The sequence below is a fragment of the Oerskovia jenensis genome (assembly GCF_016907235.1).
GTDB classification, from domain to species: domain Bacteria; phylum Actinomycetota; class Actinomycetes; order Actinomycetales; family Cellulomonadaceae; genus Oerskovia; species Oerskovia jenensis.
Map to the genome: position 1 here is coordinate 1,791,841 of NZ_JAFBBO010000001.1, position 24,913 is coordinate 1,816,753.

Here is a 24,913-nt window from a genome sequence, read left to right on the forward strand (position 1 = left end):
ATCCTGGAGCATTGCTGTGAGCAACGTCGCCAGAATTCGCCCGCAGGGGAGTTCTCCCCATCCGATTCACCCGGTGCAGGTGGTGTCCAGGTACGTCGTCACGCGCGCCGAGGCGGCCGTCATCGCCTGGGTGTCGAGGTCCTTGCCCGCGTCGTCGAGCGCCTTGACGATCTCCTTCGGGGAGTCGCTGTCGGCCTTCGCGAGCGCCTTGGCCGCGGTCGAGACGTAGCTGGTCACCGTCTTCCAGTCGGTCGCGACGTCCGCAGGAGGCTCGACGCTCGTGAGCGCGACCCGGGCGTTCTCGAAACCGGTCACCAGGGTGCGCGGGTGGTCCACGCTCATCGAGACCTGCGCGGTGTTGGCCGCGGCCCACGCGGCTTCGATCGGCGCGCAGAACGAGGTGTCGACGGCGGGTGCCGCGTCCCCGCCCTCCGCCGCGGCTGCTGCTCCGGCGTCCGCGTCGGCTGCCGAAGCGGCATCGGTCGCGGCGTCGACGGCAGCACTGTCGGCCGCGCTCTCGCTCGCGGCCGCCTTCGGCGATGAGGCGGACGACGCGGCGTCGTCGCCTCCCGAGCAGGCCCCCAGGGCGAGCAGCGCGACGACGGCGAGCGCCGACGTCGGGCGCAGGAACGAGGTCTTCATCCCTCCATGATGCGGGCTGGTGACCCTGCGCAGAAAATCCGCCACCGACCCCGCTCCCGCCCTGCCCCGCGACCGTCACCGGTCCGTCACGGCGATCGTCGCCCCCTTGGTCCGATTCCTCCCTAGGATGACCGCGTGAGCGCGACGCAGCGAGAGACGGTCGACCCCTCCCACGACACCGGGCCGGAGGGTGCACCCCTCCTCGTGCGCCCCGACACTCCCCTCGCCGGCCCCCCGGACCTCGCTGCGGGCGCCCGCCGCCGGAGCACCGACGCGCGCATCCCCGTCCAGGCCCGCAGCAGCGATCGCCAGCGCGCCATGGTCGAGGCCGCCGCGCGGCTCCTGCTCGCCGAAGGGTTCCCCGCAGTGACCCACCGACGGGTCGCCCGGGCGGCGGGCGTGCCGCAGGGCTCCGCCTCGTACTACTTCCCGTCGAGCTCCTCGCTCGTCACAGCCGCCGTCGAGGCCGCCGAGGAGCTGCGCGGCACGGCCGCGACCGAGAAGGCCGCAGGCCTGGCGCGACGCGACCGCTCGACCGCGAGCACGGCTCGGCTGCTCATCGAGACGTTCTACGCACCCTCGGTCGACGACCAGGTCGTCGACGTCCGGCTCGACCCCGTGCTCACCGCGATGCGCGACCCCGCGCTGCGCCCCATCCTGCGCGCGTCCCGCCCCCGGCTGCTCGCGGCCCTGCGGACCGTGCTCGAGGCGAGCGGGTACGACCACGTCACCGACGTCGACCTCCTGGGCCACTTTATCGACGCAGCACTCCTGTCCGCGGCGGCCGACGGGACCGAGGACGTCCTCGACAAGGCGACGGGGACGACGGCGCGGCTGCTCGAGCACTGGCGCTGACGCGGGCGGCCCACCCGGCACGCGGCCTGTCAGAACGAGCGTGACCTCGAGGTCACGCTCGTTCTGACAGGTCGACGCAGGAGGGCTCGACGCAGGAGGACCTGTGGACCTCAGCCCGCGCGCACCGCCTGCGGCTCCTCCGACATCTGCTCGCGGTCCACGCGCGCCGCACGCAGCCTCGACAGGATGACGGCCCCGAACGCGATGCCCGCCGCGACCACGGCGATCCCGATGCGCAGCGCGTGGTTGGCGTCCGCGGGCACGCTCAGCGCGACCACGGCGGGAGCGATGAGCACCGCGACCAGGTTCATGACCTTGAGCAGCGGGTTGATCGCCGGACCGGCCGTGTCCTTGAACGGGTCGCCCACGGTGTCGCCGACGACGGTCGCCTCGTGCGCGGGCGACCCCTTGCCGCCGTACGCGCCGTCCTCGACGATCTTCTTCGCGTTGTCCCACGCACCGCCCGAGTTCGCCAGGAAGACGGCCATGAGCACGCCCGCCCCGATGGCCCCCGCGAGGAAGCCCGCGAGCGGTCCGACGCCGAGCCCGAAGCCCACCGCGATGGGTGCGAAGGCGGCCAGGAGGCCCGGCGTCGCGAGCTCGCGCAACGAGTCGCGCGTGCAGATGTCGACGACCTTGCCGTACTCGGGGCGCTCGTCGTACGTCATGATCCCGGGGTGCTCGCGGAACTGGCGGCGCACCTCGTAGACGATCGCGCCGGCAGCGCGGGTCACGGCGTCGATCGCGAGGCCCGAGAACAGGAACACGGTCGCGGCGCCGAGGATCACGCCGACCAGGGTGATCGGCGAGATGATCGAGTAGTCGAGCATCGAGACGACGAGGCCGCCGGCCGGGTTCGTGATGTCCGCGAGCGCCCCGCCCACCGCGTCGGCGTAGGACCCGAACAGCGCGGTCGCCGCGAGGACGGCGGTCGCGATCGCGATGCCCTTGGTGATGGCCTTGGTCGTGTTGCCCACGGCGTCGAGGTCGGTGAGGATCTGCGCGGCCTCCGGGTCGCCGTCACCGGCCTCGCCGACGGACATCTCGTAGATTCCTTGCGCGTTGTCCGAGACGGGCCCGAACGTGTCCATCGCGACGATCACGCCGACCGTCGTCAGGAGCCCGCAGCCGGCGAGCGCGATGAGGAAGAGCGACAGCCACACCGAGCCGCCCGCGATGAGGAAGACCCCGCAGATCGCTGCCGCGATGATGCCCGCGGTGTAGACCGCGGACTCGAACCCGACCCCGATCCCGGACAGGACGACCGTGGCAGCACCCGTGCGCGAGGTGGCGGCGACGTGCAGGGTGGGCTTCGACGTCGTGCCCGTGAAGTAGCCCGTGACCCACAGGATGATGCCCGCCAGGACCACGCCGATGAGGACGGCGAGCGCCGCGACCACGCGCGGGTCGCTCGTGACGTCGCCCAGGTCCGCGGTGCCCGACAGCTCCGAGAACGACGACGGCAGGTACGCGAACGCCGCGACGCCTGCGAGGACCGCGCCGAGCAGCGCCGAGAGGTAGAACCCGCGGTAGATGGCCCGCAGGCCGTTCTCCTCGCCGCGGATACGCGTGATGAAGACGCCCAGCACCGCGACGAACGCGCCGATGGCCGTGACGATCAGCGGGAAGACGAGCCCCTGCTCGCCCATCGCGGCCTTGCCGAGGATGAGGGCCGCGACGAGCATGACGGCGTAGGACTCGAAGAGATCCGCGGCCATGCCCGCGCAGTCGCCCACGTTGTCGCCCACGTTGTCCGCGATGGTCGCGGCGTTGCGCGGGTCATCCTCGGGGATCCCCTGCTCGACCTTGCCCACCAGGTCGGCACCGACGTCCGCCGCCTTGGTGAAGATCCCGCCGCCCACGCGCATGAACATCGCGAGCAGTGCAGCCCCGAACCCGAACCCCTCGAGCACCGCCGGAGCGTCTCCTCGGTACAGCAGCACCACGCCGGCCGCACCGAGCAGACCTAAACCCACGACGGACATCCCCACCACGCCTCCGGTGCGGAACGCGACGCGCGCGCCCTCGGCCCGCCCCCCGGGTCTGGTCGCGGCCGACGCGACGCGCACGTTCGCGCGCACCGCGAGCCACATCCCCAGGTAGCCGATGCACGCGGAGAACCCGGCACCGACGAGGAACGCGACCGACCGTCCCACCTTGATCCCGGCGTCGCCGGGGAGCAGGAACAGTAGTCCGAAGACGATCACCGCGAACAGCGCCAGGGTCCGGAACTGCCGGTTGAGGTAGGCCGAGGCCCCCTCCTGGATGGCCTGGGCGATGTCCTGCATCTTCGCGGTGCCCTCGGGAGCGGCCAGGACCTGGCGTCTGAGGACGAACGCGAAGACGAGCGCGGCGAGACCTATGGCCCCGATCACCGCGACGATCGTGAGACTGGTGGAGCTGAGCGTGAGCATCCGTCCTCCTTGACGACTGCTGGACCGGGGTCACCGGCTGGTCCTCCGGCACCCCCGGAGGATGCGCCCGAGTCTAGTCATGTGTGGCGTGGGTCACGAGACGTCGTGCGTGGCGCCTCCGACGGGCGTCGACCCGTCTCGCCACGGGTGCGCACGTGGCGTAACATTTGGAGATGTTCCAAGATTGGAATCCTTCAACTTTAGCCCGGAGTGCGACGTGACCGACCTGATCGACACCACCGAGATGTATCTGAAGACGATCTACGAGCTGGACGAGGAGGGGATCGTCCCTCTGCGTGCGCGGATCGCGGAGCGGCTGGGTCATTCGGGTCCGACGGTCTCTCAGACGGTGGCGCGCATGGAGCGTGATGGTCTGGTCGTGGTGACGGGGGATCGTCATCTGGAGCTCACTCCTGAGGGTCATGCGAAGGCGCAGCGGGTGATGCGCAAGCACCGGTTGGCGGAGCGGTTGTTGACCGATGTGATCAAGCTGGACTGGGAGTTCGTGCACGTGGAGGCGTGCCGGTGGGAGCACGTGATGAGCGAGCTCGTGGAGAAGCGGTTGATCGGTCTGCTGGACCACCCCCACCACGACCCGTACGGCAACCCGATCCCGGGTCTGTCGGAGCTGGGCGAGGACATCGTGGAGATCGAGTACCTCGACGGGGTCGTGGCGTTGCCCGCGTTCGTGGCCGCGGCCGACCGTGCCGGGCGCGCGCCGGGCGCGCTGCGCGTGGTCGTCCAGCGCATCGCCGAGCCCCTGCAGACCGACACGGACCTGCTCGCGCGCCTGGCGGCCGCGGGCATCCTGCCCCGCCAGGAGGTCACGATCACCCCCGAGGCCGGGGGGTTCACCGTCTGGGCCGACGGCGCCGAGACCGTCCTGGACCTGCCCGACGACGTCGCCCGCCACCTCTTCGTCACCGCCCCCTGACCACCACCCACCCCACACACCCCCGCACCGCCCCGCACCCCCCACCCGGGACGCGGGGCGACGTGCGTCACGCGCCGGACTTCACCCCCAACGATCCGCGGGCGCCACGCGTCATGATCAGTGACACCGCCCACCAGGGGCGGTCGGGCTGAGGACGAAGGGGGAACGGTGGCCGACTGGGACGACGAGCTCACCGCGCTGAGCATCCGGCGCGGTGCTGCGCTCGTGGGATACGCCTACCTGCTCTGCGGGAACAGGCGTGACGCGGAGGACGTGGTGCAGGACGCGCTCGTCAAGGTGTTCTCCAGGCTCCGCGGAAGGGGCCCGACGACGGCGCGGCAGACCGCGTCCGGCGCACCTGCGGGCGGGACGCGGCTCTTCACGCTCGACGACGACGACGGCCAGGAGGCCGACCGAGACGTCGCACACCTCGAGGGGTACGTGCGCCGCGCCATCCTCACGCTGTACCTCGACGGGTACCGGCGCCGGCGCCACTGGCTCGGGCTACGGCATCTCGTCGGCCAACGGGAGGGCGTCCCCGGACCGGAAGCCCCCGCCTCGGCCCGCGCGGACACCGCCCGCGCCCTCGCAGGCCTGACGCCGCGCCAGCGGGCGTGCGTCGTGCTCCGGTACTACGAGGACCTCACGGTCCCGCGCATCGCCGAAGAGCTCGACTGCGCCGAAGGGACCGTCAAGCGTCACCTGTCCGACGCGATGGCCGTCATGCAGCAGACGCTGGGCGCCGGTACCCCGAGGACGGTCGCCGCCCCGACGAGCACGGCGTCGGCTCCGACCCCCCGGACCACGCCCGACACGGCACACCCAACCCCGGCCCGCGGGCCGGCTCCAGCCTCGACCCGGATCACAGGGACGGCACCGCGCACGACGAACGGGAGGACCACGAAGTGAGCACCACCGACCACGGCCCCTCGAACCACGAGGACGACCTGGGCCGCGCCCTGCGCGACCTGGTCGACGACGCGTCCCTGCCCGGCCTCGACACCCACCTCGCCGTCGTCCGCGGACGGACGCGGCGCCGTCGGGCAGCGAAGAAGGTCGCCCTCGGGGCGACGACGCTGTGCGTCGCGGGGGCGCTCGGCGTCGCCGCGATCTCCCTGCCCCAGACCGTCCGGCCCGAGCCGGTCGCACCGGCGGAGTCGCCGTCGCCCACGTCCGTGCCGACCTTCCCGACTCCTCTCACCGCGCAGGACCTCGCATGCCAGCAGCCGGCCCCCACCCCGACGGGCGACGACCTGCCCGCACGTCTGCGCATCGACGCGACCGGACTGACGGTGCAGAACCTCGACCTCGTCGACACCACGGTCACGACGACCTTCACCGACGACGCGCGGATCAACCTCGCCGAGGAGAAGCTGCCGGGTGCCTACGTCGTCGTGCAGGACGGGCTCATCGTCAGCTCGGCGCTCCCCCTTCCGGAGACCACAGGCACTCTCGCCCCAGAGCCGGGGTCGTCGATCTCCTGGGAGATGAGTATCGACTCGTTCGCGTCCTGCGACCCCGAAGGGCTCGACGACCACTCGCCCTCGATGCTGCCCGGCGACTACCAGCTGTTCGCGCTGTACCGGTTCCAGCTCGACTCCTGGGCGCACATCCAGCCCGACGGCTCCGTGGGGCCGGAGACGACAGGGTCGCTGTTCGACGGCTGGCTCGTATCGGAGCCCGTCCCCTTGACGGTTACTGCCGAGCCCGACCCCGCTCCGATCGAGGTCCGTGACGTGATCGGCGACGACGACTCGGCGGTCTTCGAGGCCCTCCGAGGTGCGGCGACGACGGGCGTCCCGGCCGCCGTGGACCTCGCATTCGTCGTGACCTCGGACTGGCAGGTCGTCGAGGTCGTCGAACAGGGCGAGACCCGACGACTGACGCTGCCCGCCAAGGCTGAAGACCTCGGCCGCGATCGCACCACCAGCGACGACGGCTGGGCCATGGAAGTGCACGGCGGCTCGCTCTTCTCCGACGCGTTCACGAGCTCCTGGCCGTCCAACCGCCTCGTCGGGACATACGAGGTGGTGCTCGACGAATCGGGAGACCAGCCGACCTTCACCCTCCGAGTCCTCGACGGCGGGACCCCAGCCACGGCTCCTCCCACGAGAGACGGCGAGATCTGCGAGGCCATCACCGAGTCGGTCACGACCCGCTCTGCCTATCCGGCCGACCTGGCCGCCGATCTCCGGTATCTCGTCGATCACCCCGTACCGGGCGACAGGTCCCCCCGGCACGACGAGATCCGGGCACGGTGGATCGACTCGCCGCGGGTCTGGTGGGCGATGCAGATCGATGTGGCGACCCGGAGCATCGACCCGGTCCCGCTCGCCAAGATCCTGCAGGTCTGCTAGCCGTGGCCGGAGGGCCGTGCGTTGCTTGCACAGCGGCGCACGGCCCCGCTCCGGCTTCACCCCAACGTTTCGTCGGTGGTGCTCGTTGAGAGCGGTGACAGGGCACGCTGATCGACGCAGGAGGACTTCATGGCCCGTTGGGAACAGGTGCTGGACGAGATCGTCCGCACCCGTCGGAGAGCGCTCGTGGGGTACGCGTACCTCCTGTGCGGCGACCTGCGGGAGTCGGAGGACCTCGTCCAGGAAGGACTCGTGCGCACGTTCCGGCGCGGACGTGCCGCGATCGACTTCCAGCTCGCCGAGAGCTACGTCCGCAAGGCGATCCTCACGACCTACCTCGACGGGTTCCGACGACGACGCCACTGGGAAGGCGTCCGACACCTGTTCACCGGGTCGGACGAGCCCGAGACGACCGGCCCCGGAACCCCCGCCGCCACGGACGCCCGCCTCGACGTGCAGAAAGCACTCATGACGCTCTCACCCCGCGAACGCGCATGCGTCGTCCTGCGCTTCTACTCCGACCTCACGGTCCGCCAGGTCGCCGACCAGCTCTCCCTCAGCGAAGGCACCGTCAAGCGCTACCTGAGCGACGCGAACAGCAAGCTCGCAGCCTGCCTCGGCCCGATCGACACGCCGTCCGACGACCTCGACGTCACTCCCCTGGGAGGAGCCCGATGAACGACAAGCACCTGCCACCGACTCCCCTGCACCTCGACACCGCCTTCTCCGACATCGCCGCCAGCGCGGGCGCCGCCGCCACCGACGGAACCACCGGGACCCTCGAGGTCCGCCGCCTCGTCAAGCGATCCCGCCGCCAGCGCGCCACCGCCCTGGGAGCGAGCGGATTCGTCGTCCTGGGCCTCGCAGGCATCGGACTCTCCGGACTCCTCACCCCGGCACCCATCGAGATCCTCCCCGCTCCCCCGATCACCCCCTCACCCACGACGAGCGTCGAACCCCTCAGCGGGACCTTCGCACCCGTGTGCGGTGACGACCTCTCGGAGGTCCTCGCCACCACCACCCCCCTGACGCTCGCGCCCAACGGCGCGACGAGCCGGCCCTTCGACCTGGCCAGCACGAGCGACTCCGCTCTCACGATCGGCTCCCCCGGCCGCGTCGCCGTCCACCTGATCGACGCCGAGGGCGACGTCGTCGCGATCCCCACGACCGACGAGGCACCGGCCGAGGAGTCCCCGGCTCGTCTCGACCTGGACCCCGGCGAGACGGCCGACCTGTGGCCGTCCGACGTCGCGGCGTGCGACACCGCACCCCTCGCGGCCGGGACGTACTCGGCCATCGGCACCGTGACGGCCGAGATCACGCCCGCGCACGGGACCCCGGCGGCGGCGACCGTCGTCGGCGGCCCCTGGACCGTCACGATCGACGACACCGGCAGGCTCACGAGCATCGCCGGGGTCGCGATCGACGACGAGCCCACGACGAGCCCGCCCCCGACGGCCACCGACGCCGAGCCCCCCGCAGGCCCCGTCAACCCTGGCGGCTTCGCGTCACCCACGTTCACCTTCCCCGGTCTTCTGGGGGCGCCGGAGGATGAGTACCAGGATGTCGGCATGTGCCTCGCCCCCGCGCTCACACCCACCAAGGGTGAGGCGCTGGGACAGCTGAAGTTCGGCCAACCCGATGTGACGGTCGTGAGCGGTTCGACCGTGACCGTGGAGTTGACTCAGTCAGCAGTGCCCAATGCCAGGGTCGACGACGCCGAGTTCGGGGGGCTGGTCTTCTGGAGCCTCACGAAGGACGGACTGATTGTCGCCAACGGCATGCGAATCGATGACCAGCGGCGGAACACTCACCTCGACGAGCAGACGCCCGTCAGGGAACAATTCGAGGTCGTTCCTCGATCGTGCGCCACGCCGGACAGCCCGAACCTGCCACCGGGTGACTACCTGCTCTCTGCCTACAAGCCCTACAGGGTGTCGGCCTACTCGCTCCGTCTTCAGGACGGCACGTGGGGGCCCGTCAACAGCGCCATGCAGTCCAGTCCACCCTTCTTCTTCGACGGGGCACTCGTGGCCGAACCCATCCCCTTCACGATCAGGTAGAGGTCGTGAAGGCGACCTCTCTGTGAGGTCCACAGGAGAGCCCGCATGACCGTGACGGCCCCGATCGGGGGTCGTCACGGTCGCGTTCGCAGGAGCGCCTCTGCCGGGACGCGCCGGGCGCGCCCGTCCCGCTCCACCTCTCGCATCCCCCGCTCCTGCGCTTGAATGAGTGCACCGACCTGCACCAAGGAGCACGCATGCCCCGCTCGACCTCCCTCTCCCGCACCTCCGCCCCTCCCTGGGCGGAGACCGTCGCCTCGTGGGCGGGGAGGATCGTGCAGGCCGTGGCCTTCTGGCTCGTGCTCGCGCTGATCCTGCTGCTGTTCGCCCCCGGGTTCGTCCGGACCGTCAGCGACTGGCTGGCGGTCCTGAACATCCCCACCTTCCCGAGCGTGTTCTCGGTGGTCCTGGTCGGGGTGATCGCGAGCGGGCTGCTGCGGCGCCAGCGCGCCGCCCTGTGGTTCGTCGTGATCGTGTGGCAGTTCCCGGTCGCGGTGCTGGGGCTCGCGGTGGGCCTGCTGTGGGTCTTCGACGAGGACAAGCAGGCACTGCGCTCGGACGGCCTGGTCCTGACGCCGTTGGAGATCGCGTCCTGGATCGTCGCCGTCGCGGCCGTGATCCTGCTGATCGCGGCCCGCTCCGCGTTCCCTGCCAGGGTCAGCAAGGGCGCGTGGTGGCGGGCGATCCTCGTGCTCGTGGGCGGCGTCGCGGTGTCGGCCTTCCTGACGCTCCTTCTGCTGGAGGTCTTCCCGCACACGTTGCACGGGATGCGCAACCGGGTGAACTGGAGCCTGTCGGTCGCTCTCGGCCTCAAGCCCAGCGACTACCCGCTGCACGCCGACGGCTCGGGTCCCGGGTGGCTCGCGCTCGTCGCGGGCCTGATCTCGGCGCTCGCCCTGGTGCTCGCGATCGCGGTCTTCATGCGCTCGGCCCCGCACGACGCCAAGGTCGAGGCGGCCGACGAGCTCGCGGTGCGCAAGCTCCTGCTCGAGTTCCCGAGCGACGACTCGCTCGAGTACTTCGCGACGCGCTGGGACCGCAGCGCGATCTTCTCGCACGACCAGCGGGCCGCGATCTCCTACCGCGTCATCTCGGGCGTGTGCCTCGCGGCGGGCGACCCGATCGGGGACAAGGCGAGCTGGCCCGACGCGATCGAGCAGTGGCGCGCGCACGCCCGACGCTTCGGCTGGGTGCCCGCCGTCCTGTCGACGAGCGAGCTGGGCGCCAAGGCGTTCCAGGCCGTGGACCTGCACCCGATCGCGCTGGGCGACGAGGCGATCATCAACACGCGGACGTTCACGCTCGAGGGGCCGGCGATGCGGTCGGTGCGGCACGCGGTCGCGCGCCCCGAGCGTGAGGGCTACCGGGTGCTGGTCCGGCGCCAGGCCGAGATCCCGGTCGACGAGCTCGCGACCCTGGTCGCCGCGGCCGACGAGTGGCGGCACGGCGAGGAGCGCGGCTTCTCGATGTCGCTCAGCCGTCTCGGGGACGCGGCCGACCCGCGCGAGATGATCGTCTCCGCGCACGACGCCGACGGGAACCCTCGCGGGCTCCTCGCGTTCGTGCCGTGGGGTCGTCGCGGTCTGTCGCTCGACGTGATGCGCCGCCACCCGGAGGCCGTCAGCGGCGTCACCGAGCTCATGGTGACCGAGCTCGTCAAGGCCGGCCGCGGCGCGGGCGTCGACCGCATCTCGATGAACTTCGCGATGTTCCGTGGCTCGTTCGAGCAGGGGGCGCGTATCGGCGCGACGCCGATCCAGCGCTTCAACCGCCGCGTGCTGCTCATCGCGTCGCGGTTCTGGCAGCTCGACTCGCTGTACAAGTCGAACGAGAAGTACCTGCCGGACTGGAAGCCGCGCCTGCTGTGCTTCCAGAACGCGGGCCAGCTCACGCAGGTCATCTTCGCGGTGGGCCAGGCCGAGGGCTTCCTGCCGAACACCCCGAACCTCTTCCACCGCCGCGACCGCTCGCCGGACCTGCACCGGCCCGAGGTCTCCGCAGCCTTCGCAGAGGCCGTGCGAGCCCAGGAGACCGCGCTGCTCACGGTCTCGGCGCCCACGCGTCGCCTGACCGAGCAGCAGGCCACGCGTCACGCCAAGCTCGGCGTGCTGCGCGCGGCGGGTATGGAGCCCTACCCCGTCTCGGTCCCGCGCACGGTCTCGATCGGCGAGGCGGTGCGCCAGGGCGTGTCGCTCGGCCCGGCACGCACCACCTCGGGGCACGACGGCGCCGCACCGGCCGGGGCGAGCGCGTCGCCTGGCGACGTGACCACCCCGGGCGACCTGTCCGTCGTCGGGCGCGTGGTGCGGCTGCGCGACCACGGCGGCGTGATCTTCGCGGACCTGCGCGAGGGGACGGACGAGATCCAGGTCATGTTCACGGCGGACCGCCCCGGGCCGGACCTCGCGCTCTGGCGACGCGCGGTCGACCTGGGCGACCAGGTGAGCGTCACGGGGGACCTGACCCGCAGCCGCCGTGGCGAGCTGTCGCTGCACGCGAGCGCCTGGCAGATGGCGTCCAAGGCCCTGACGTCGCCGCCCGACAAGCACCGCGGCCTCGCCGACGCCGAGGCCAAGGTCCGGCTCAAGCACATGGAGCTGGCCCTCGACACCCGGACCGCGCAGATCCTGCGCGGACGCAGCAAGGCCGTGAAGTCCCTGCGCGACTCGCTCGCGGCCCGCGACTTCATCGAGGTCGAGACCCCCATCCTGCAGCGCGTGCACGGCGGCGCGAACGCCCGGCCCTTCACGACGCACATCAACGCGTACGACCTCGACCTGTACCTGCGCATCGCACCCGAGCTGTTCCTCAAGCGGCTCGCGATCGGCGGCGTCGGGCGGGTCTTCGAGCTGGGCCGCAACTTCCGCAACGAGGGCGTCGACGCGACCCACAACCCCGAGTTCACGTCGCTCGAGGCGTACCAGGCGTACGGCGACTACACGACCATGCGCGAGCTCACGCGCGACCTCATCGTCGAGGCCGCGATCGCGGTGCACGGCGAACCGGTCTCCCGCCGGGCGGACGGGACCGTGGTCCGGCTCGACGGCGAGTGGCCCGTCCGTACCGTGCACGGGGCCGTGTCCGAGGCCGTGGGCCAGGAGGTCACCCCGGACACCCCGATGGCCACGCTGCAGGCGATCTGCGAGGACAAGGGCGTCCACTTCACGCCGGACATGACGCACGGGGCGATCGTGACCGAGCTCTACGACGCGTTCGTCGAGGGGCAGACCGTCGAGCCGACGTTCTACACCGACTTCCCGCTCGAGACCTCGCCCCTGACGCGCACGCACCGCCGCGACCCGCGGCTCGCCGAGCGCTGGGACCTCGTGGCGTTCGGCGCCGAGCTGGGCACCGCCTACTCGGAGCTCATCGACCCCGTGGACCAGCGCGACCGGCTCACGCAGCAGTCGCTGCTCGCGGCCGCGGGGGACCCCGAGGCCATGGAGGTCGACGAGGAGTTCCTGTCCGCCCTGGAGTTCGCGATGCCGCCCACGGGCGGGCTCGGGATCGGGGTGGACCGCGTCTACATGATGCTCATCGGGGCGAGCATCCGCGAGACGCTCGCGTTCCCGTTCGTCCGCCCTTCGGCCCGCGGCTGACGCCGGTCCGGCCCGCCGTGCCGACCTCGAGGTTCGTCAGGCAGGCTCGCGTGGTTGCCTGACGAACCTCGGGTCCGGCACGTGGCGTCCGCAGGCGGCGGAGCCGGTCAGCGCTGCGAGGCCCGTCGGAGCAGCGTGGCGAGCAGCATCCCGAGGGGCAGCGAGAGGATCGCGGCCGAGACCGCGTAGGGCGCGTCCGTCACCGCGCCGAAGGCTCCACCCCCGGCCCCGGTGGCGAGCACGAGCGCGACCATCGCGGTCGTCGCCCGCTCCCGCTTGAGGTGGTCGAGGACCACTCCTGTCGCGGCTCCGAACACCACGGCGAACAGGTACAGCATGATCGTCCCTCATTCCTGTCGGTGGTCGACCGCACCAACCATGACGTACCGGACAGCCCTCGGCGAGCCGGGGTTCGGGACCGCGTCGGGATCGGACGAGTTTTCCGCACCACCGTGCGGCCCCGACAGGATCGGCGACGGACGGGGTTCCGCGCATCGATAACGAACGAGTAACGTAGGCCGCGATCGGGCGCACGACGGACGGCAACGACCACTGGCTCCCGCACCACGCAGTCAGTGCCGACCTCCCGCCGGAGGCCGTCCCAGAGCACAGGAGTCACGTCAGGTGGAAACGTCCGCACCGGTCCAGCAGCGCCCGCACGGCGCCGCGCCGACCCCCACGCGGCGTCAACGTCAGGCCGAGCTTCGCGCGCGTGAGCTCGCCGCAGCCGGACTCGAAGGACGCCCCCACGTCGACCACCTGCAGGTCGAGCACCGGCACACCGGCGCTCCCCGCCCCGTGACGTCCGCCATGCAGCAGGTCCTGGTCGCGGCTCGCCCAGCCGCTCTCGCCCCCCTCCGGGTGCCGACGGCGGCCACCCCGGCCACCGCCCCCGCCCTGCATGCCCCGGCCCCGGCGGCAGCCGTCGCCGCTGCCCCGCGCACCGCCCTCTTCCCGCCGACCGGCATCCGGCGTGCAGCCGTCGAGGCCGTGGCGCCGCTCCAGACCCCGTCGGGAGAGATCCCGGTCGTCATGGTCCCCGCGCCGACCCCCCTGCGCTCGACGCCGACGCCCGTCGTCGCCGCCGACCCGGCTGTGGCCGACCCGACGCCCGTGCTCGTCGACCCGGTCTTCCCGCCCCTGAGCCGACGCGAGCGCAAGTCGGGCGCCCCCGCGACCGCCGCCACCCCGGTGGCCGCCCCCGCGACCCCGGCACGCGGCACGCTGTTCGGCTCGCGTCTCGTGGCCCGTGCCGCGACGGGTGCGGCGTTCGTCGGCGCCCTGGCGTGCGTGCCCATGTTCATCCCCGGCACCGCGTCGGGCGACCTGGCCCCCGGTGGGCAGCGGGCAGACCTCGCCGACGGCGAGGGCGGCAGCACGCAGGCAGACGCCGGCAAGGACGAGATGATCGCCAAGGCGGAGGCCCTGCTGGCCCGTGCAGAGGCGTCCTCGAGCTCCACGCACGAGCTCGAGACCGCGCGTGCCGAGCTCCTCGCGCTCAAGGAGTCGATCCTCGCCGAGCGCAGCGAGGGCTCGCAGCGGGCTTCGCGCTCGAACGAGCGCACCTCGCTCGCGGACAGCACCGAGGTCGCCGACACGACGGCCACCCAGGACGAGGTGGCGACAGGCCCGGTCACGTCTGCGGACCTCGGCCAGGCGATGGACAAGATGGCCATGGAGCTCAACGACTTCGGCGAGCCGTCCAGGTCGGTCGTCACCCCGGCGCCCGCGACCCCGGCCGAGCTCGCGGCCGAGCGCCGTGTCCGTGCCGCGACCCTGCTCGACCAGTGCGGGTCGACCAACTTCGCCAACGGCAAGATCCCCGCGTCGGCGCTCACGTCGTTGTCGTTCGCCCCGAGCCACTCGCTGCGCTGCGACGCGGCAGCGATGCTCGAGGAGCTGTCCTCGGCGTACGCGCAGCGGTTCGGCTCGGCGATCCCCATGACGGACTCGTACCGCTCCTACCGGGAGCAGGTCTCGACCCGCGCCGCCAAGCCCGGCCTCGCGGCCGTCCCTGGAACGTCGAACCACGGCTGGGGCCTCGCGATCGACCTCGCGGCCCCGGCGTCGAGCCCGGGCTCGGCCCAGTACAAGTGGTTGCGCGCCAACGCCCCGCTGTACGGGTGGGACAACCCCGCGTGGGCTCGGCCGAACGGTTCGAAGCCCGAGCCCTGGCACTTCGAGTACGCGGCCGGCTGGTAGCCGGCAGCCTTCACCGGAAGGCCGCCTCCACGTCGGGGGCGAGCGCCCCCTCGGGGATCTCTCCACGCAGGACCTGCGCGACGACGTCGGGCCTCGTGAGCGGGAACATGTGTCCCTCGCCCGGCAGACCGTAGACGCGCGCTCCCAGGCGCGCCCCGAGCTCACGCTCCTCCCGCAGGAACGGGCCCTGCCCGCGTCGTCCCCACCCGACGAGCTGGACGGGCCGGACCGGCAGGCGGTCGAGCGCCGCGGCGTTGCGCGCGAAGAGCTCGGTCACGCGCTCGGCCTGCGACCAGCTCTGCTCGTACTGCCCCACCAGGAGGCGCCACGCCTCGGGCGTGCCGTAGCGTCGGGCCGCCTCGGCGTCGGGCATGGGGTCCGGGCGGTGGGTCCCGTCGTACCACGCCCGACGGCGCAGCGCGGGTCCGCGCCTCGTCACCGCTCCGCAGCGCGAGAGCAGGGTGCCGCTCGCGTGGAGCAGCCTCTCGGCGAACAGCGTCGCGCCGACCGGGGCGGGCCGCTCGGGACGTCGCGGCAGGAACGGAGCCGTCGGGTCGAGGAGCACGACGGCTCCGAGCTCCTCGGGGTGCGTCAGGGCCCACTCGATCGCGGCGAGCCCGCCGACGCTGTGCCCCACGAGGCCGATGCTCGCGGGCTGGTGCGACCCGGTCAGGCCGAGCGACGCCCGGATCGCGGCGACCGGCGCGGTCACCGCCGTCTCCCACGAGTCGAGCACGAGCACGGTCGCGGCCGGGAACTGCTCACGCACGACGCGCGCGAGCGGCTCCATGTCGGAAGGGGCGAGCAGCAGGCCGGGCAGGACGACCCACGTGGTGGGGGGCGGGGTCGCGGTCACCGTCGTCATGAGCCCCAGTTCATCACGCGTCCCTGAGAGCCGCCTCGGAGGAGCCTGGGGATGCCGACGTCGGGTCTGCCGCACGGTCCTCTCTGGACCGTCGCCCGTGCTGCGGGATCCTCAGGACCTGCACCGCCAGGACCAGGACGACCGAGAAGGCCACGATCTGGATCCGCTGCGCGATGCCCGTGCCGAGCGGCAGCGGGCTGCCGAACATGCCGATCGCCCCGGTCACGATCCCCAGGAACGGTCCGAGGGCACCCGCGAGGCGGGCCGAGGACCCGAGGAGGGTGCGTCGTCGGGCGCGTGCAAGCCACACGATCCCCGCGCTCGCCACGAACGAGCTGATGCCCGACGTGACGCTCGAGAACGTGTGGGCCTGGTGGGCGGGGCTCAGCGTCCCCGCGTCCTCGCGCGCGGCGCAGTCCCCGACGGACAGCGCGCAGTCGAGGGGCAGCAGAGCGTCGGCCATGGTCGCGAGGCCGAACGTCCCCAGCGCCCAGAACGTCACGTGCTGGACGAGGGGCGCGGCCGGGTGCCCCGCCGCACGGCGACGGCGGTGGGCGACTCCCAGGGCCGTGAGCCCCGCGACCACGAGCGCCCCGGCGGCGAGGTCGGTGCTGCGGAACAGCGCGGACGTCGGCTGGTCGAGCGCGGCGAGCTCGGACAGGTAGGACCGGGCCGGATCGAGGGGCCACCCGGCGGCGGCCTCCAGGACCACGCCCACGTAGAGGATCCCCGCGAGCGTCAGGAGGACCTGCGCGGTCGTGACGAGGGCGTTCCTGGGGTCGGTCCGGGCGGCGGGGGGCCACCTCACGCGACCAGCGCCTGCACGCCCGCGACGATGCGCTCGATCCCGAACTCCAGCTCGGCCTCGGCCGAGTACGCGGACTGCTGCGCCTCGCCGACCGTGGCGCCCACCCGCCCGGCCACGGCGAACGTGCTCATCTCGCTGATCCGCGCGAGGAGCGGGGCGTTCTGCGTCCACCACTCGTCGTCGGTCTGCCCGCTCTCCTCGTGCGCGAGACGGGCCGCGCGGGCCCGGCGTGCCGCGGTGGTCGCCTGCCCGACGACGAGCGTCACGGTCGCGTCCATCGCGACGTCGCCGAGCCCGATTCCGTCGATCGCCCGCAGCTCGACGTCGTACTTGCGGGTCTCGCCCGGGCCGAGGACGGGGCGCGCGAGGTCGATGTCGAGGAGCCACGGGTGCGCCGCGAACAGGTCCCAGTTGGCGCGGGCCACCGCGCGCAGCCGCTCCTGCCAGGTGCTTCCCGGCGCCTCGCCCTGCGGGTAGAGCTCGCCGTACGCGCGGTCGACCACGAGGTCGACGAGGTCGTCCTTGTTCTGCACGTACGTGTAGAGCGACATGGTGCCGATCCCCAGCTCGGCGGCCACCTTGCGCATGGACAGCCCGGTGAGCGCCCCCTCGGAGTCCGCGAGCCCGACGGCGGCGCTCGCCACCTCGGCGGGCGTCCGGGACTGCTGGGGTCCTCGCGCGCCACGGTCGGCGTGCAGGCCCCACAGGAGCGCGAGGGTGCGTGCGGGGTCGCGCTGGGGTGCGGCGGGTGGTGCGGGAGCCGTCGGGGTCGGCACGGACTGCCTCCTCGGGAGGGATCGGGGATCATCGAGGGGGCTCGACGAACGCCCGACCTGTCGGGAATGATCTGCGTACATCGTACGTTGATCGCTCGGAAGATGGCCGTACGACGCACCAGGAAAGAGGTCCCGTGCCGCGACGAGCGCCACACCCGACCACCGGCTCCCCGTCGGACGGCGACGCCCCGTCACGGATCGACGCGCTGCTCGACGCCTGGACGGCGGGCGACGGCGCCCCCGCCGACGTGTTCTGGGGCGCGGTGTGCGCCGAGGCGCTCGGGCACGTCGCGGCCGGTCGCCTCGTGCCCGTGGTCGACCCGGGCCGCACGGGCTGGCGGGTCGGCCCGCTCGACGGCGCCGCCCTCGACCGCGTGGACGCCCTCGCCGACGCGATGCCCGACGGGACCGACGACGGGGCGAGGCCCGCACCGGCGACGCGCACCGACAGGGTGCGGGCGGCCATGGACACGGTCGCGACCGTCTGGGTCCGGCGCTCCGCGGCGATCGCGGGTGCGCCCGAGGGCCCCGCACGGCTGCTGGTCGAAGCAGGCGCCTCCGACGCACCGACCGAGGACCCGGACCGCGACGACCTCGCCGCCTGGGCCCACGACGTCGCCGCGCTGCTCGACCCGCGCGTCACGGTGAGCCTGCGGCTCGAACCCCTGCCGGGCTCCGTCGACGGTGACCGGTCCCCGGTCGAGGGAGCCCGCCGTCCCGCCGAGGGCGACGCAGACCTCCCCGACGTAGACGCTCCCACCGACGACGACCTCGCGAGCCGCGACTGGCTCGCGACGGTGGTCGTGCGCGGCCGGGACGGCGCGCGGACCGCCGACGAGCTGTGGGCCTCCGCCCGCACCGACCCGGGCGCGCGCGAGGCGATCGGGGACGTCCTGGTGCGGCTGCGCGCGGGGGCCCACGCGTGGCCCGCGCTCGACGGTCTGCTCGACCAACCGGTCCCCGGTGCCCTCGTCCTCGCCCCGGCCGACGTGCGCGAGCTCCTCGCCGAAGGGGCTGCGGCGCTCGGCGCGAGCGGGATCGAGGTCGAGTGGCCCGCGAGCCTCGCCGGCCAGGTCCGGTCCGTCGCGGTCTTCTCGCCGACCGAGGCCCCGGCCGGTCCCGCCGGAGCGCTCCCCGCGCTGCTGCGGCTCGGCGCGCACGGGGGCGCCTCCGCCTCGTCCGGCTCCCTGTCGAGCCCCATGACGCTCACGCACGACCTGACGCTCGACGGGGTCCGCCTCACCGCGGCCGAGCGTGAGCACCTCGCGCGCGTCCATGCCGAGGGGCGCTCCGCCGTCGTGCGGCTGCGGGGGCGGTGGGTGCTCGCCGATCCTGCTGCGACGCAGGCCGCGACGCGACGGACGTCCCAGCCCGTCTCGGCGTTCGACGCCGTCGCGGCCGCCCTCACGGGCGTGGTCCGTGCGGGCGACCAGGACCTGGTCGTGACGCCGACGCCGTGGCTCGACCGGCTCCGCGCCGAGCTCGAGGACCCCGCCCCGGCGCGCGACGTCGTCGTGCCGGACGGGCTCGACGCCTCGCTGCGCGACTACCAGCTCGACGGCCTGCGCTGGCTCGCGCGGCTGACCGGGCTGGGGCTCGGCGCGTGCCTCGCGGACGACATGGGCCTCGGCAAGACGATCACGCTCATCGCGCTGCACCTGCACCGCTCCCGGCCCGACGGCGCCGGCCGACCGTCGGCGGTCGGCGCCGACACCGGGCCCACCCTGGTCGTGTGCCCGGCCTCGCTCCTGGGCAACTGGGAGCAGGAGATCCGCCGGTTCGCGCCGGGGGTCGCGGTGCGCCGCTTCCACGGTGCGTCGCGCGACCTGCGCGGGGTCGACGACGGGTTCGTGCTGACGACGTACGGGACGGTCCTGTCGGACTCCTCGCGGAGTGCCCCCGTGCTCGGTGCGCACCGCTGGGGCCTGGTCGTCGCGGACGAGGCACAGCACGTCAAGAACCCGGGGTCGGGCACCGCGAAGGCGCTGCGGACGATCCCCGCCGAGGCGCGCGTGGCGCTGTCCGGGACGCCCGTGGAGAACAACCTCACCGAGCTGTGGGCCGTCATGGACTGGCTCAACCCGGGCCTGCTGGGCACGCGCGGGCAGTTCCGGCGCCGCTGGGCGGACCCGATCGAGGGGACCCGCGACCCCGTCCTGGCCGAACGCCTCTCGCGCCTGGTGCGGCCCTTCCTGCTGCGGCGACGCAAGTCCGACCCGGGGATCGCTCCCGAGCTGCCGCCCAAGACCGTGACCGACCAGGTCGTGCCGCTCACGGCCGAGCAGGTCGGGCTCTACGAGGACGCCGTGCGATCGGCGCTCGAGGACATCGACCGCGCCGAGGGCATGGGGCGCCGCGCCATGATCGGCGGCCTGCTCACGCACCTCAAGCAGATCTGCAACCACCCGGCCCAGTACCTGCACGAGGAGGACCCCCGGCTGGCGGGACGCTCGGGCAAGCTCGACGCGTTCACCGAGCTCGTCACGACCGTCCGGGCCGAGGAGGGCGCGATCCTCGTGTTCACGCAGTACGTCGCGATGGCCCGTCTCCTGGAGTCCTACCTCGCGCGCCGCGGCGTGCCGACGATGCTGCTGCACGGCGGGACCCCCGTGGCGCAGCGCGAGCAGATGGTCGCGCGCTTCCAGGCGACCGAAGCGATGCCGCCCGTGTTCCTGCTGTCCCTCAAGGCCGCGGGGACGGGCCTCAACCTCACGCGAGCCGACCACGTCATCCACTTCGACCGCTGGTGGAACCCGGCCGTCGAGGAGCAGGCGACCGACCGGGCCTACCGGATCGGGCAGACACGGCCCGTCCAGGTGCACCGCCTGACCAGCGAAGGAACCATCGAGGAGCACATCGCGCGCATGATCGAGTCGAAGAGGGAGCTCGCCGACGCCGTGCTGGGTGCCGGGGGCGTCGAGGGCGCCATCTCCGAGCTGAGCACCACGGAGCTCGCGGAGCTGGTATCGCTGCGGAGCGCCGACGGCGACGTGCTGACCGAGGGCGAAGGCCGGTCGACCGGCGGCGACGAGAGGGGGCGCCCGTGAGCGCCGTGGGGTTCCCCGCCTTCCCCCCGACGGGCACGGCGACCAAGGGTGCCGTCCGTCGTGGCCAGTCGTGGTGGGCACGCGCCTGGGTCCGGGCGATGGAGGAGTTCGCCCTGGACGCGGGGCCGCTCAAGAAGGGACGCGCCTACGCCCGGACAGGGCGCGTGGGGTCGATCACGGTCAGCCCGGGAGCCGTACAAGCACGTGTACAAGACGATGATGGCGAGATGTACCACACGGTCGTCTCGCTCGAACCGCTGACCGACGAGGAGTGGGACCGCTTCCTGCGCACCCTCGCATCGCGGTCCGGGCGGCTCGCCGCACTGCTCACGGGCGAGATGCCCCGCGACGTCGTGGCCGCCGCGGTCGACGCCGACGTCACCCTGCTCCCGGGGATCGGCGACCTCGAGCCCGAGTGCGACTGCCCCACCTGGGACCTCCCCTGCCTGCACGCGGCGGCGCTCAGCTACCAGGCGGGCTGGCTGCTCGACGCCGACCCCTTCGTGCTCTTCCTCCTGCGCGGACGATCCCGCGAGCAGGTCCTCGACGCGCTGCGCGGGCTGTCGTCGCCGGACCCGGCTCCCGCTCCGTCACCCCCGCCGGCGGGGGCCGCACCCGACCCGGCCGACGCCGCGGCGAGCGACGAGGGAACGGGAGCTGCGCCGTCGGGCGTGCGGGTCCTCGGCGAGCTGCCCCCACCACCCGACGTCCCCGAACCTCCTGCCGCCACCGAGCTCCTGCCCGGCGTGCCCGACCGCACGGCGGACGGGACAGCCGTCGACCTCGACGGCCTGCGGGCCGTGCTCGCCGCAGCAGCCCTCGCGGCGGCCGAGAGGCTCACCGCCCTGGACCGCTGAACCGCCCCGTTCTCGTCGGGCGGCTCAGGCCGCACGCTCGAGCAGGACCATGACCTCGTAGTGCGTCGTCTGCGGGAACATGTCGAGCACCCGACCACGCACGGGGCGCAGCGACGGCATGGCCGCGAGGTCTCGCGCCAACGACACCGCGTTGCAGCTCGAGTAGACGACGCGCTGCACCGACGAGGACTCGAGCCAGCCCGCGAGCTCGGCTCCGATCCCGCGCCGCGGCGGGTTCACGATCACGAGGTCAGGGGCGTGCTGGGCCGCGAGGGCGAACGCCGTGGCGTCGCCGGCCTCGAACGTCACGTCGTCGAGCCCGGCCTGGGCCGCGCTGCGCTCGGCGCTCACGATCGCCTCGCGGCTCGACTCGATCCCGACCACCTGACGTCCCGGCGTCGCACAGTGCAGCGCGAAACCGCCCACGCCGCAGTACAGGTCCCAGACGCTCGCCGGCGCGGCCTCGTCGACCCACTCGCGCCCCTGGCGGTACAGGGCCGCGGCGACCTCGGTGTTCGTCTGGAAGAAGCTCTGCTGACGCAGGTGCATCTCGATGCCGTTGACCCGCATGGTCAGGGTGTCGGCCTCGGTCAGCAGGATCTCCTGCTCGCCCTCGAGCGCAGCCTTGTGCTCGGGCAGGATGTTGACCGACACCACGCGGGCCTGCGGCAGCTCGTCGAGCAGGCTCGGCAGGTGCTTGCGCAGGCGCGAGACCGGCTCCTGCGAACGGAGCACGAACCGCACCATGAGCTCGCCGTCCGGGGACTGCGTGACCAGAAGGTTCTTGAGCTCGCCGCGCCGGGTGGCCACGTCGTAGGGCGTGAGGCCCGCCCGCGTGACGAAGTCCGCGAGGACGGGGAAGACGGCCTGGAGGTCGGCCGGGTACAGGCCGCAGTCCTGGAGGTCCACACCGCGGCCGCCCGCGTCGAGGATGCCGAGCGTCGGGCGCTCGACCGTGCCGGCCACGACCATCTTGGCCTTGTTGCGGAAGCCCGACTCGCGGCTCGCGACCGGCCGCTCCCACCGCAGGTCCGCGTGCGCCGCGAGGAGCTCGCCCGCGTGCCGCTGCTTGTCGGCGAGCTGCGCGGCGTAGCCCTGGCCCATGAGGGTGCACGAACGGCACTCGTGGGCGTCGAAGTGGGGGCACTGCATTCCCCCGATCCTACGGGGCGGGCCTGGGCGGGCCGGCCCCGTCACGGGACGCTACGGCTTCTCGCCGATCACGACCGTCGCCCCGAGCTCGTCGTCGGTCTCGACGCGCGCCTGAAGTCCCGCGCGCTCGAAGAGCCCGACCGCGACCGGTGCCTGCCGCTCGCTCGTCTCGATCAGGAGGTGGCCGCGTGGTGCCAGCCAGGCCGCCGCGTCCGCGGCGACGCGGCGATGCACGTCGAGGCCGTCGTGGCCGCCGTCGAGCGCGACCCGCGCCTCGTGGACCCTCGCCTCGGGCGGCATGGTCTCGATCGCGGCGGTCGGGACGTAGGGAGCGTTCACGACGAGGACGTCGACGATCCCGTGCAGACGGGCCGGCAGGGCGTTGTACAAGTCCCCCTCGTGCACTTGTCCGTGGAGGTTCCGGCGGGCGCAGCGCACTGCGGCGGGATCGATGTCGGCCGCGTGCAGGTCGATGCCCGGGTGCGCCGCGAGCAGCGCCGCCCCCAGCGCGCCCGTGCCGCAGCACAGGTCCACGACCGTCGCGTGCTCCGCCGTGAGCCCGCTCGCGAGCGCGGCGAGGACCTCCGTGCGTCGTCGCGGCACGAACACCGTGGGCTCAACCAGGATGCGCAGCCCGCAGAACTCCGCCCAGCCGAGAACCTGCTCCAGGGGCAGTCCCGCGACCCGGCTCGCCACCATCGCGTCCAGCTCTGCTGCGGACGTCGCGGCCGCACGGAGGAGGTCGGCCTCCTCCTCGGCGAACACGCACCCCGCAGCACGCAGGGTGGACACGACGTCTGACGGGCTCATGGCGGGACTCACGCTACTACCCGGCCCCGCGCACGGACGGGCGACCCGGCGAGCCGAGACGCGCACGGGCGGACAATGGACCCATGCCCGACGACGCAGCCCCCGCCCCCGCCCGTCCCACCTCCCCCGTGGTCGCCACCCCACGGGGCCCGTCCCCGCAGGCGCGAGCCCACGCGGAGGACCTCGCGCGATTCGTCGAGACGTCGCCCTCGTCCTTCCACGCGGCCCACGAGGTCGCACGCCGCGCCGTCGAGGCAGGCTTCACGCTGCTCGACGAGGCCGACCCCTGGCCGCAACGGGCCGCCGGGGGCCGCTACGTCGTCGTACGGGACGGTGCGGTCATCGCATGGGTCACACCCGCCGGGGCAGGCCCGACGACGCCCTTCGCGATCCTCGGAGCGCACACCGACTCCCCCGGCTTCAAGCTCAAGCCCACGCCCACCACGGGACGCGAGGGCTGGTGGCAGGCCGGCGTCGAGGTCTACGGCGGACCCCTGCTCAACTCGTGGCTCGACCGCGAGCTCGAGCTCGCCGGACGGCTCGTGACGCTCGACGGCCGCAGCCACCTCGTGCGCACCGGGCCCCTGCTGCGCATCCCGCAGCTCGCGATCCACCTCGACCGCGCCGCGAACGACGGCCTGAAGCTCGACAAGCAGCGCCACACGCAGCCCGTGTGGGGCCTCGGCGCGCTCGGCGCCCCGGACGCCGACCTGCTCGCGCTCCTCGCCGAGCACGCGGGGGTCCGGGCCGCGGAGGTCGGCGGGTACGACCTCGTCGTGGCCGACACGCAGGCGCCGCGGATCTTCGGCGCGCACGAGGAGCTGCTCGCCTCGGGACGGCTCGACAACCTGCTCTCGGTCCATGCGGGGCTCGTCGCGCTGCTGGAGGTGTCGGCCGGGAACCCGGCCGACGAGGGCGGTCCCGGCCACCCCGTCGGCCCGAGCGGCCAGGCACCGATCGCCGTCCTCGCGGCGTTCGACCACGAGGAGATCGGCAGCGAGACCCGCTCGGGGGCCAGCGGGCCGTTCCTCGCGGACGTCCTGTCGCGCATCGGCGACGGGTTCGGGGCGAGCAACGAGGACCGGCACCGGGCGCTCGCGGGGTCGCTGTGCGTGTCGAGCGACGTCGGGCACTCGGTCCACCCCAACTATCCCGAGCGTCACGACCCGGCGAACCGCCCCGTGGCGGGCGGCGGGCCCATCCTCAAGATCAACGCCAACCAGCGGTACGCGACCGACGCCCACGGCGCCGCCGCCTGGGCAGCTGCCTGTGCGGCGGCCGGGGTGCCGAGCCAGGAGTTCGTCTCGGAGAACACGGTGCCGTGCGGGTCGACGATCGGGCCGCTGACCGCGACCCGCCTCGGCATCCGGACGGTCGACGTCGGCGCGCCGATCCTCTCGATGCACTCCGCGCGCGAGCTCACGGCGGTCGCGGACCCGTACTACCTGTCCCGCGCGATCGGGCGGGTGCTCGCGGGCTGAGCACGGCGCCGGTGCCGAACCCGAGGTCGTCGGGCGACTCGTCGCAGCTGC

19 protein-coding genes are annotated in these 24,913 nt (G+C 73.1%); 11 read left to right on the plus strand and 8 right to left on the minus strand.

The genetic code is table 11. The features are described from left to right. Positions 1–66: 66 nt before the first annotated feature. A complete protein-coding gene (locus JOD49_RS08045) occupies positions 67–642 on the minus strand; it encodes a hypothetical protein (protein ID WP_205306708.1) in 576 nt (191 codons plus the stop codon). A 135-nt stretch (positions 643–777) separates the two neighbouring features. On the opposite strand from JOD49_RS08045, the gene JOD49_RS08050 reads away from it, so the two are divergent. Next, on the plus strand, positions 778–1,497 hold the full coding sequence (locus JOD49_RS08050) for a TetR/AcrR family transcriptional regulator (protein WP_205306709.1): 720 nt from the start codon (positions 778–780) through the stop codon (positions 1,495–1,497). Between the two features lie 110 nt (positions 1,498–1,607). On the opposite strand, the gene JOD49_RS08055 is transcribed toward JOD49_RS08050, so the two are convergent. Next, a complete protein-coding gene (locus JOD49_RS08055; protein WP_205306710.1) occupies positions 1,608–3,911 on the minus strand; it encodes a sodium-translocating pyrophosphatase in 2,304 nt (767 codons plus the stop codon). A gap of 217 nt (positions 3,912–4,128) precedes the next feature. Here JOD49_RS08055 and JOD49_RS08060 point away from each other — a divergent pair, with 217 nt between their 5' ends. The 6 genes from JOD49_RS08060 to lysX all read left to right on the plus strand — a co-directional run bounded on the left by JOD49_RS08060 (position 4,129) and on the right by lysX (position 12,864). Next, on the plus strand, positions 4,129–4,845 hold the full coding sequence (locus JOD49_RS08060; RefSeq protein WP_205306711.1) for an iron-dependent transcriptional repressor DtxR: 717 nt from the start codon (positions 4,129–4,131) through the stop codon (positions 4,843–4,845). A gap of 168 nt (positions 4,846–5,013) precedes the next feature. Next, the gene (locus tag JOD49_RS08065) at positions 5,014–5,754 is read left to right on the plus strand and encodes an RNA polymerase sigma factor (protein ID WP_205306712.1); all 741 of its coding nucleotides are present in this window, start codon (positions 5,014–5,016) and stop codon (positions 5,752–5,754) included. Next, positions 5,751–7,202, plus strand: coding sequence for a hypothetical protein (locus JOD49_RS08070; RefSeq protein ID WP_205306713.1), 1,452 nt, complete (start codon positions 5,751–5,753; stop codon positions 7,200–7,202). Before JOD49_RS08065 ends, JOD49_RS08070 begins: the two co-directional genes overlap by 4 nt. 129 nt (positions 7,203–7,331) lie before the next feature. Further along, complete coding sequence (locus JOD49_RS08075) at positions 7,332–7,880, plus strand: sigma-70 family RNA polymerase sigma factor (RefSeq protein WP_205306714.1); 549 nt, start codon at positions 7,332–7,334, stop codon at positions 7,878–7,880. After that, a complete protein-coding gene (locus JOD49_RS08080) occupies positions 7,877–9,265 on the plus strand; it encodes a hypothetical protein (protein ID WP_205306715.1) in 1,389 nt (462 codons plus the stop codon). Before JOD49_RS08075 ends, JOD49_RS08080 begins: the two co-directional genes overlap by 4 nt. A gap of 197 nt (positions 9,266–9,462) precedes the next feature. Continuing rightward, complete coding sequence (lysX, locus tag JOD49_RS08085) at positions 9,463–12,864, plus strand: bifunctional lysylphosphatidylglycerol synthetase/lysine--tRNA ligase LysX (RefSeq protein ID WP_205306716.1); 3,402 nt, start codon at positions 9,463–9,465, stop codon at positions 12,862–12,864. A 107-nt stretch (positions 12,865–12,971) separates the two neighbouring features. Here the strand turns inward: lysX and JOD49_RS08090 are convergent, their stop codons facing one another. Next, positions 12,972–13,202, minus strand: coding sequence for a hypothetical protein (locus tag JOD49_RS08090; RefSeq protein ID WP_205306717.1), 231 nt, complete (start codon positions 13,200–13,202; stop codon positions 12,972–12,974). Between the two features lie 286 nt (positions 13,203–13,488). Between JOD49_RS08090 and JOD49_RS20705 the strand changes: the two genes are divergently transcribed. Then, positions 13,489–15,066, plus strand: coding sequence for a M15 family metallopeptidase (locus tag JOD49_RS20705; RefSeq protein WP_205306718.1), 1,578 nt, complete (start codon positions 13,489–13,491; stop codon positions 15,064–15,066). 10 nt (positions 15,067–15,076) lie between these two features. On the opposite strand, the gene JOD49_RS08100 is transcribed toward JOD49_RS20705, so the two are convergent. Genes JOD49_RS08100 through JOD49_RS08110 form a run of 3 tightly spaced genes read right to left on the minus strand, consistent with a single transcriptional unit; the run spans position 15,077 to position 17,515 of the window. Next, on the minus strand, positions 15,077–15,931 hold the full coding sequence (locus JOD49_RS08100) for an alpha/beta fold hydrolase (RefSeq protein ID WP_205306719.1): 855 nt from the start codon (positions 15,929–15,931) through the stop codon (positions 15,077–15,079). 13 nt (positions 15,932–15,944) lie between these two features. Beyond that, on the minus strand, positions 15,945–16,739 hold the full coding sequence (locus tag JOD49_RS08105) for a DUF998 domain-containing protein (protein ID WP_205306720.1): 795 nt from the start codon (positions 16,737–16,739) through the stop codon (positions 15,945–15,947). After that, complete coding sequence (locus JOD49_RS08110; protein ID WP_205306721.1) at positions 16,736–17,515, minus strand: TetR/AcrR family transcriptional regulator; 780 nt, start codon at positions 17,513–17,515, stop codon at positions 16,736–16,738. Before JOD49_RS08110 ends, JOD49_RS08105 begins: the two co-directional genes overlap by 4 nt. A gap of 134 nt (positions 17,516–17,649) precedes the next feature. On the opposite strand from JOD49_RS08110, the gene JOD49_RS08115 reads away from it, so the two are divergent. Further along, positions 17,650–20,562 carry a DEAD/DEAH box helicase gene (locus JOD49_RS08115; protein WP_205306722.1) on the plus strand — a complete coding sequence of 971 codons (2,913 nt, stop codon included), beginning with the start codon at positions 17,650–17,652 and terminating at the stop codon, positions 20,560–20,562. After that, positions 20,559–21,419 carry an SWIM zinc finger family protein gene (locus JOD49_RS08120; protein WP_205306723.1) on the plus strand — a complete coding sequence of 287 codons (861 nt, stop codon included), beginning with the start codon at positions 20,559–20,561 and terminating at the stop codon, positions 21,417–21,419. The genes JOD49_RS08115 and JOD49_RS08120 overlap by 4 nt, the downstream gene beginning before the upstream one ends. 24 nt (positions 21,420–21,443) lie before the next feature. Here JOD49_RS08120 and rlmC read toward each other — a convergent pair whose 3' ends face one another. Both rlmC and JOD49_RS08130 read right to left on the minus strand, forming a co-directional pair. After that, on the minus strand, positions 21,444–22,571 hold the full coding sequence (rlmC, locus tag JOD49_RS08125) for a 23S rRNA (uracil(747)-C(5))-methyltransferase RlmC (RefSeq protein WP_205306724.1): 1,128 nt from the start codon (positions 22,569–22,571) through the stop codon (positions 21,444–21,446). A 51-nt stretch (positions 22,572–22,622) separates the two neighbouring features. Continuing rightward, entirely contained in the window at positions 22,623–23,381 is a 759-nt protein-coding gene (locus JOD49_RS08130) for a putative protein N(5)-glutamine methyltransferase (RefSeq protein WP_205306725.1), read from the minus strand. A gap of 83 nt (positions 23,382–23,464) precedes the next feature. Between JOD49_RS08130 and JOD49_RS08135 the strand changes: the two genes are divergently transcribed. Next, positions 23,465–24,862, plus strand: a complete 1,398-nt coding sequence (locus tag JOD49_RS08135) for a M18 family aminopeptidase (RefSeq protein WP_205306726.1) — start codon at positions 23,465–23,467, stop codon at positions 24,860–24,862. Positions 24,863–24,913 lie beyond the last annotated feature (51 nt).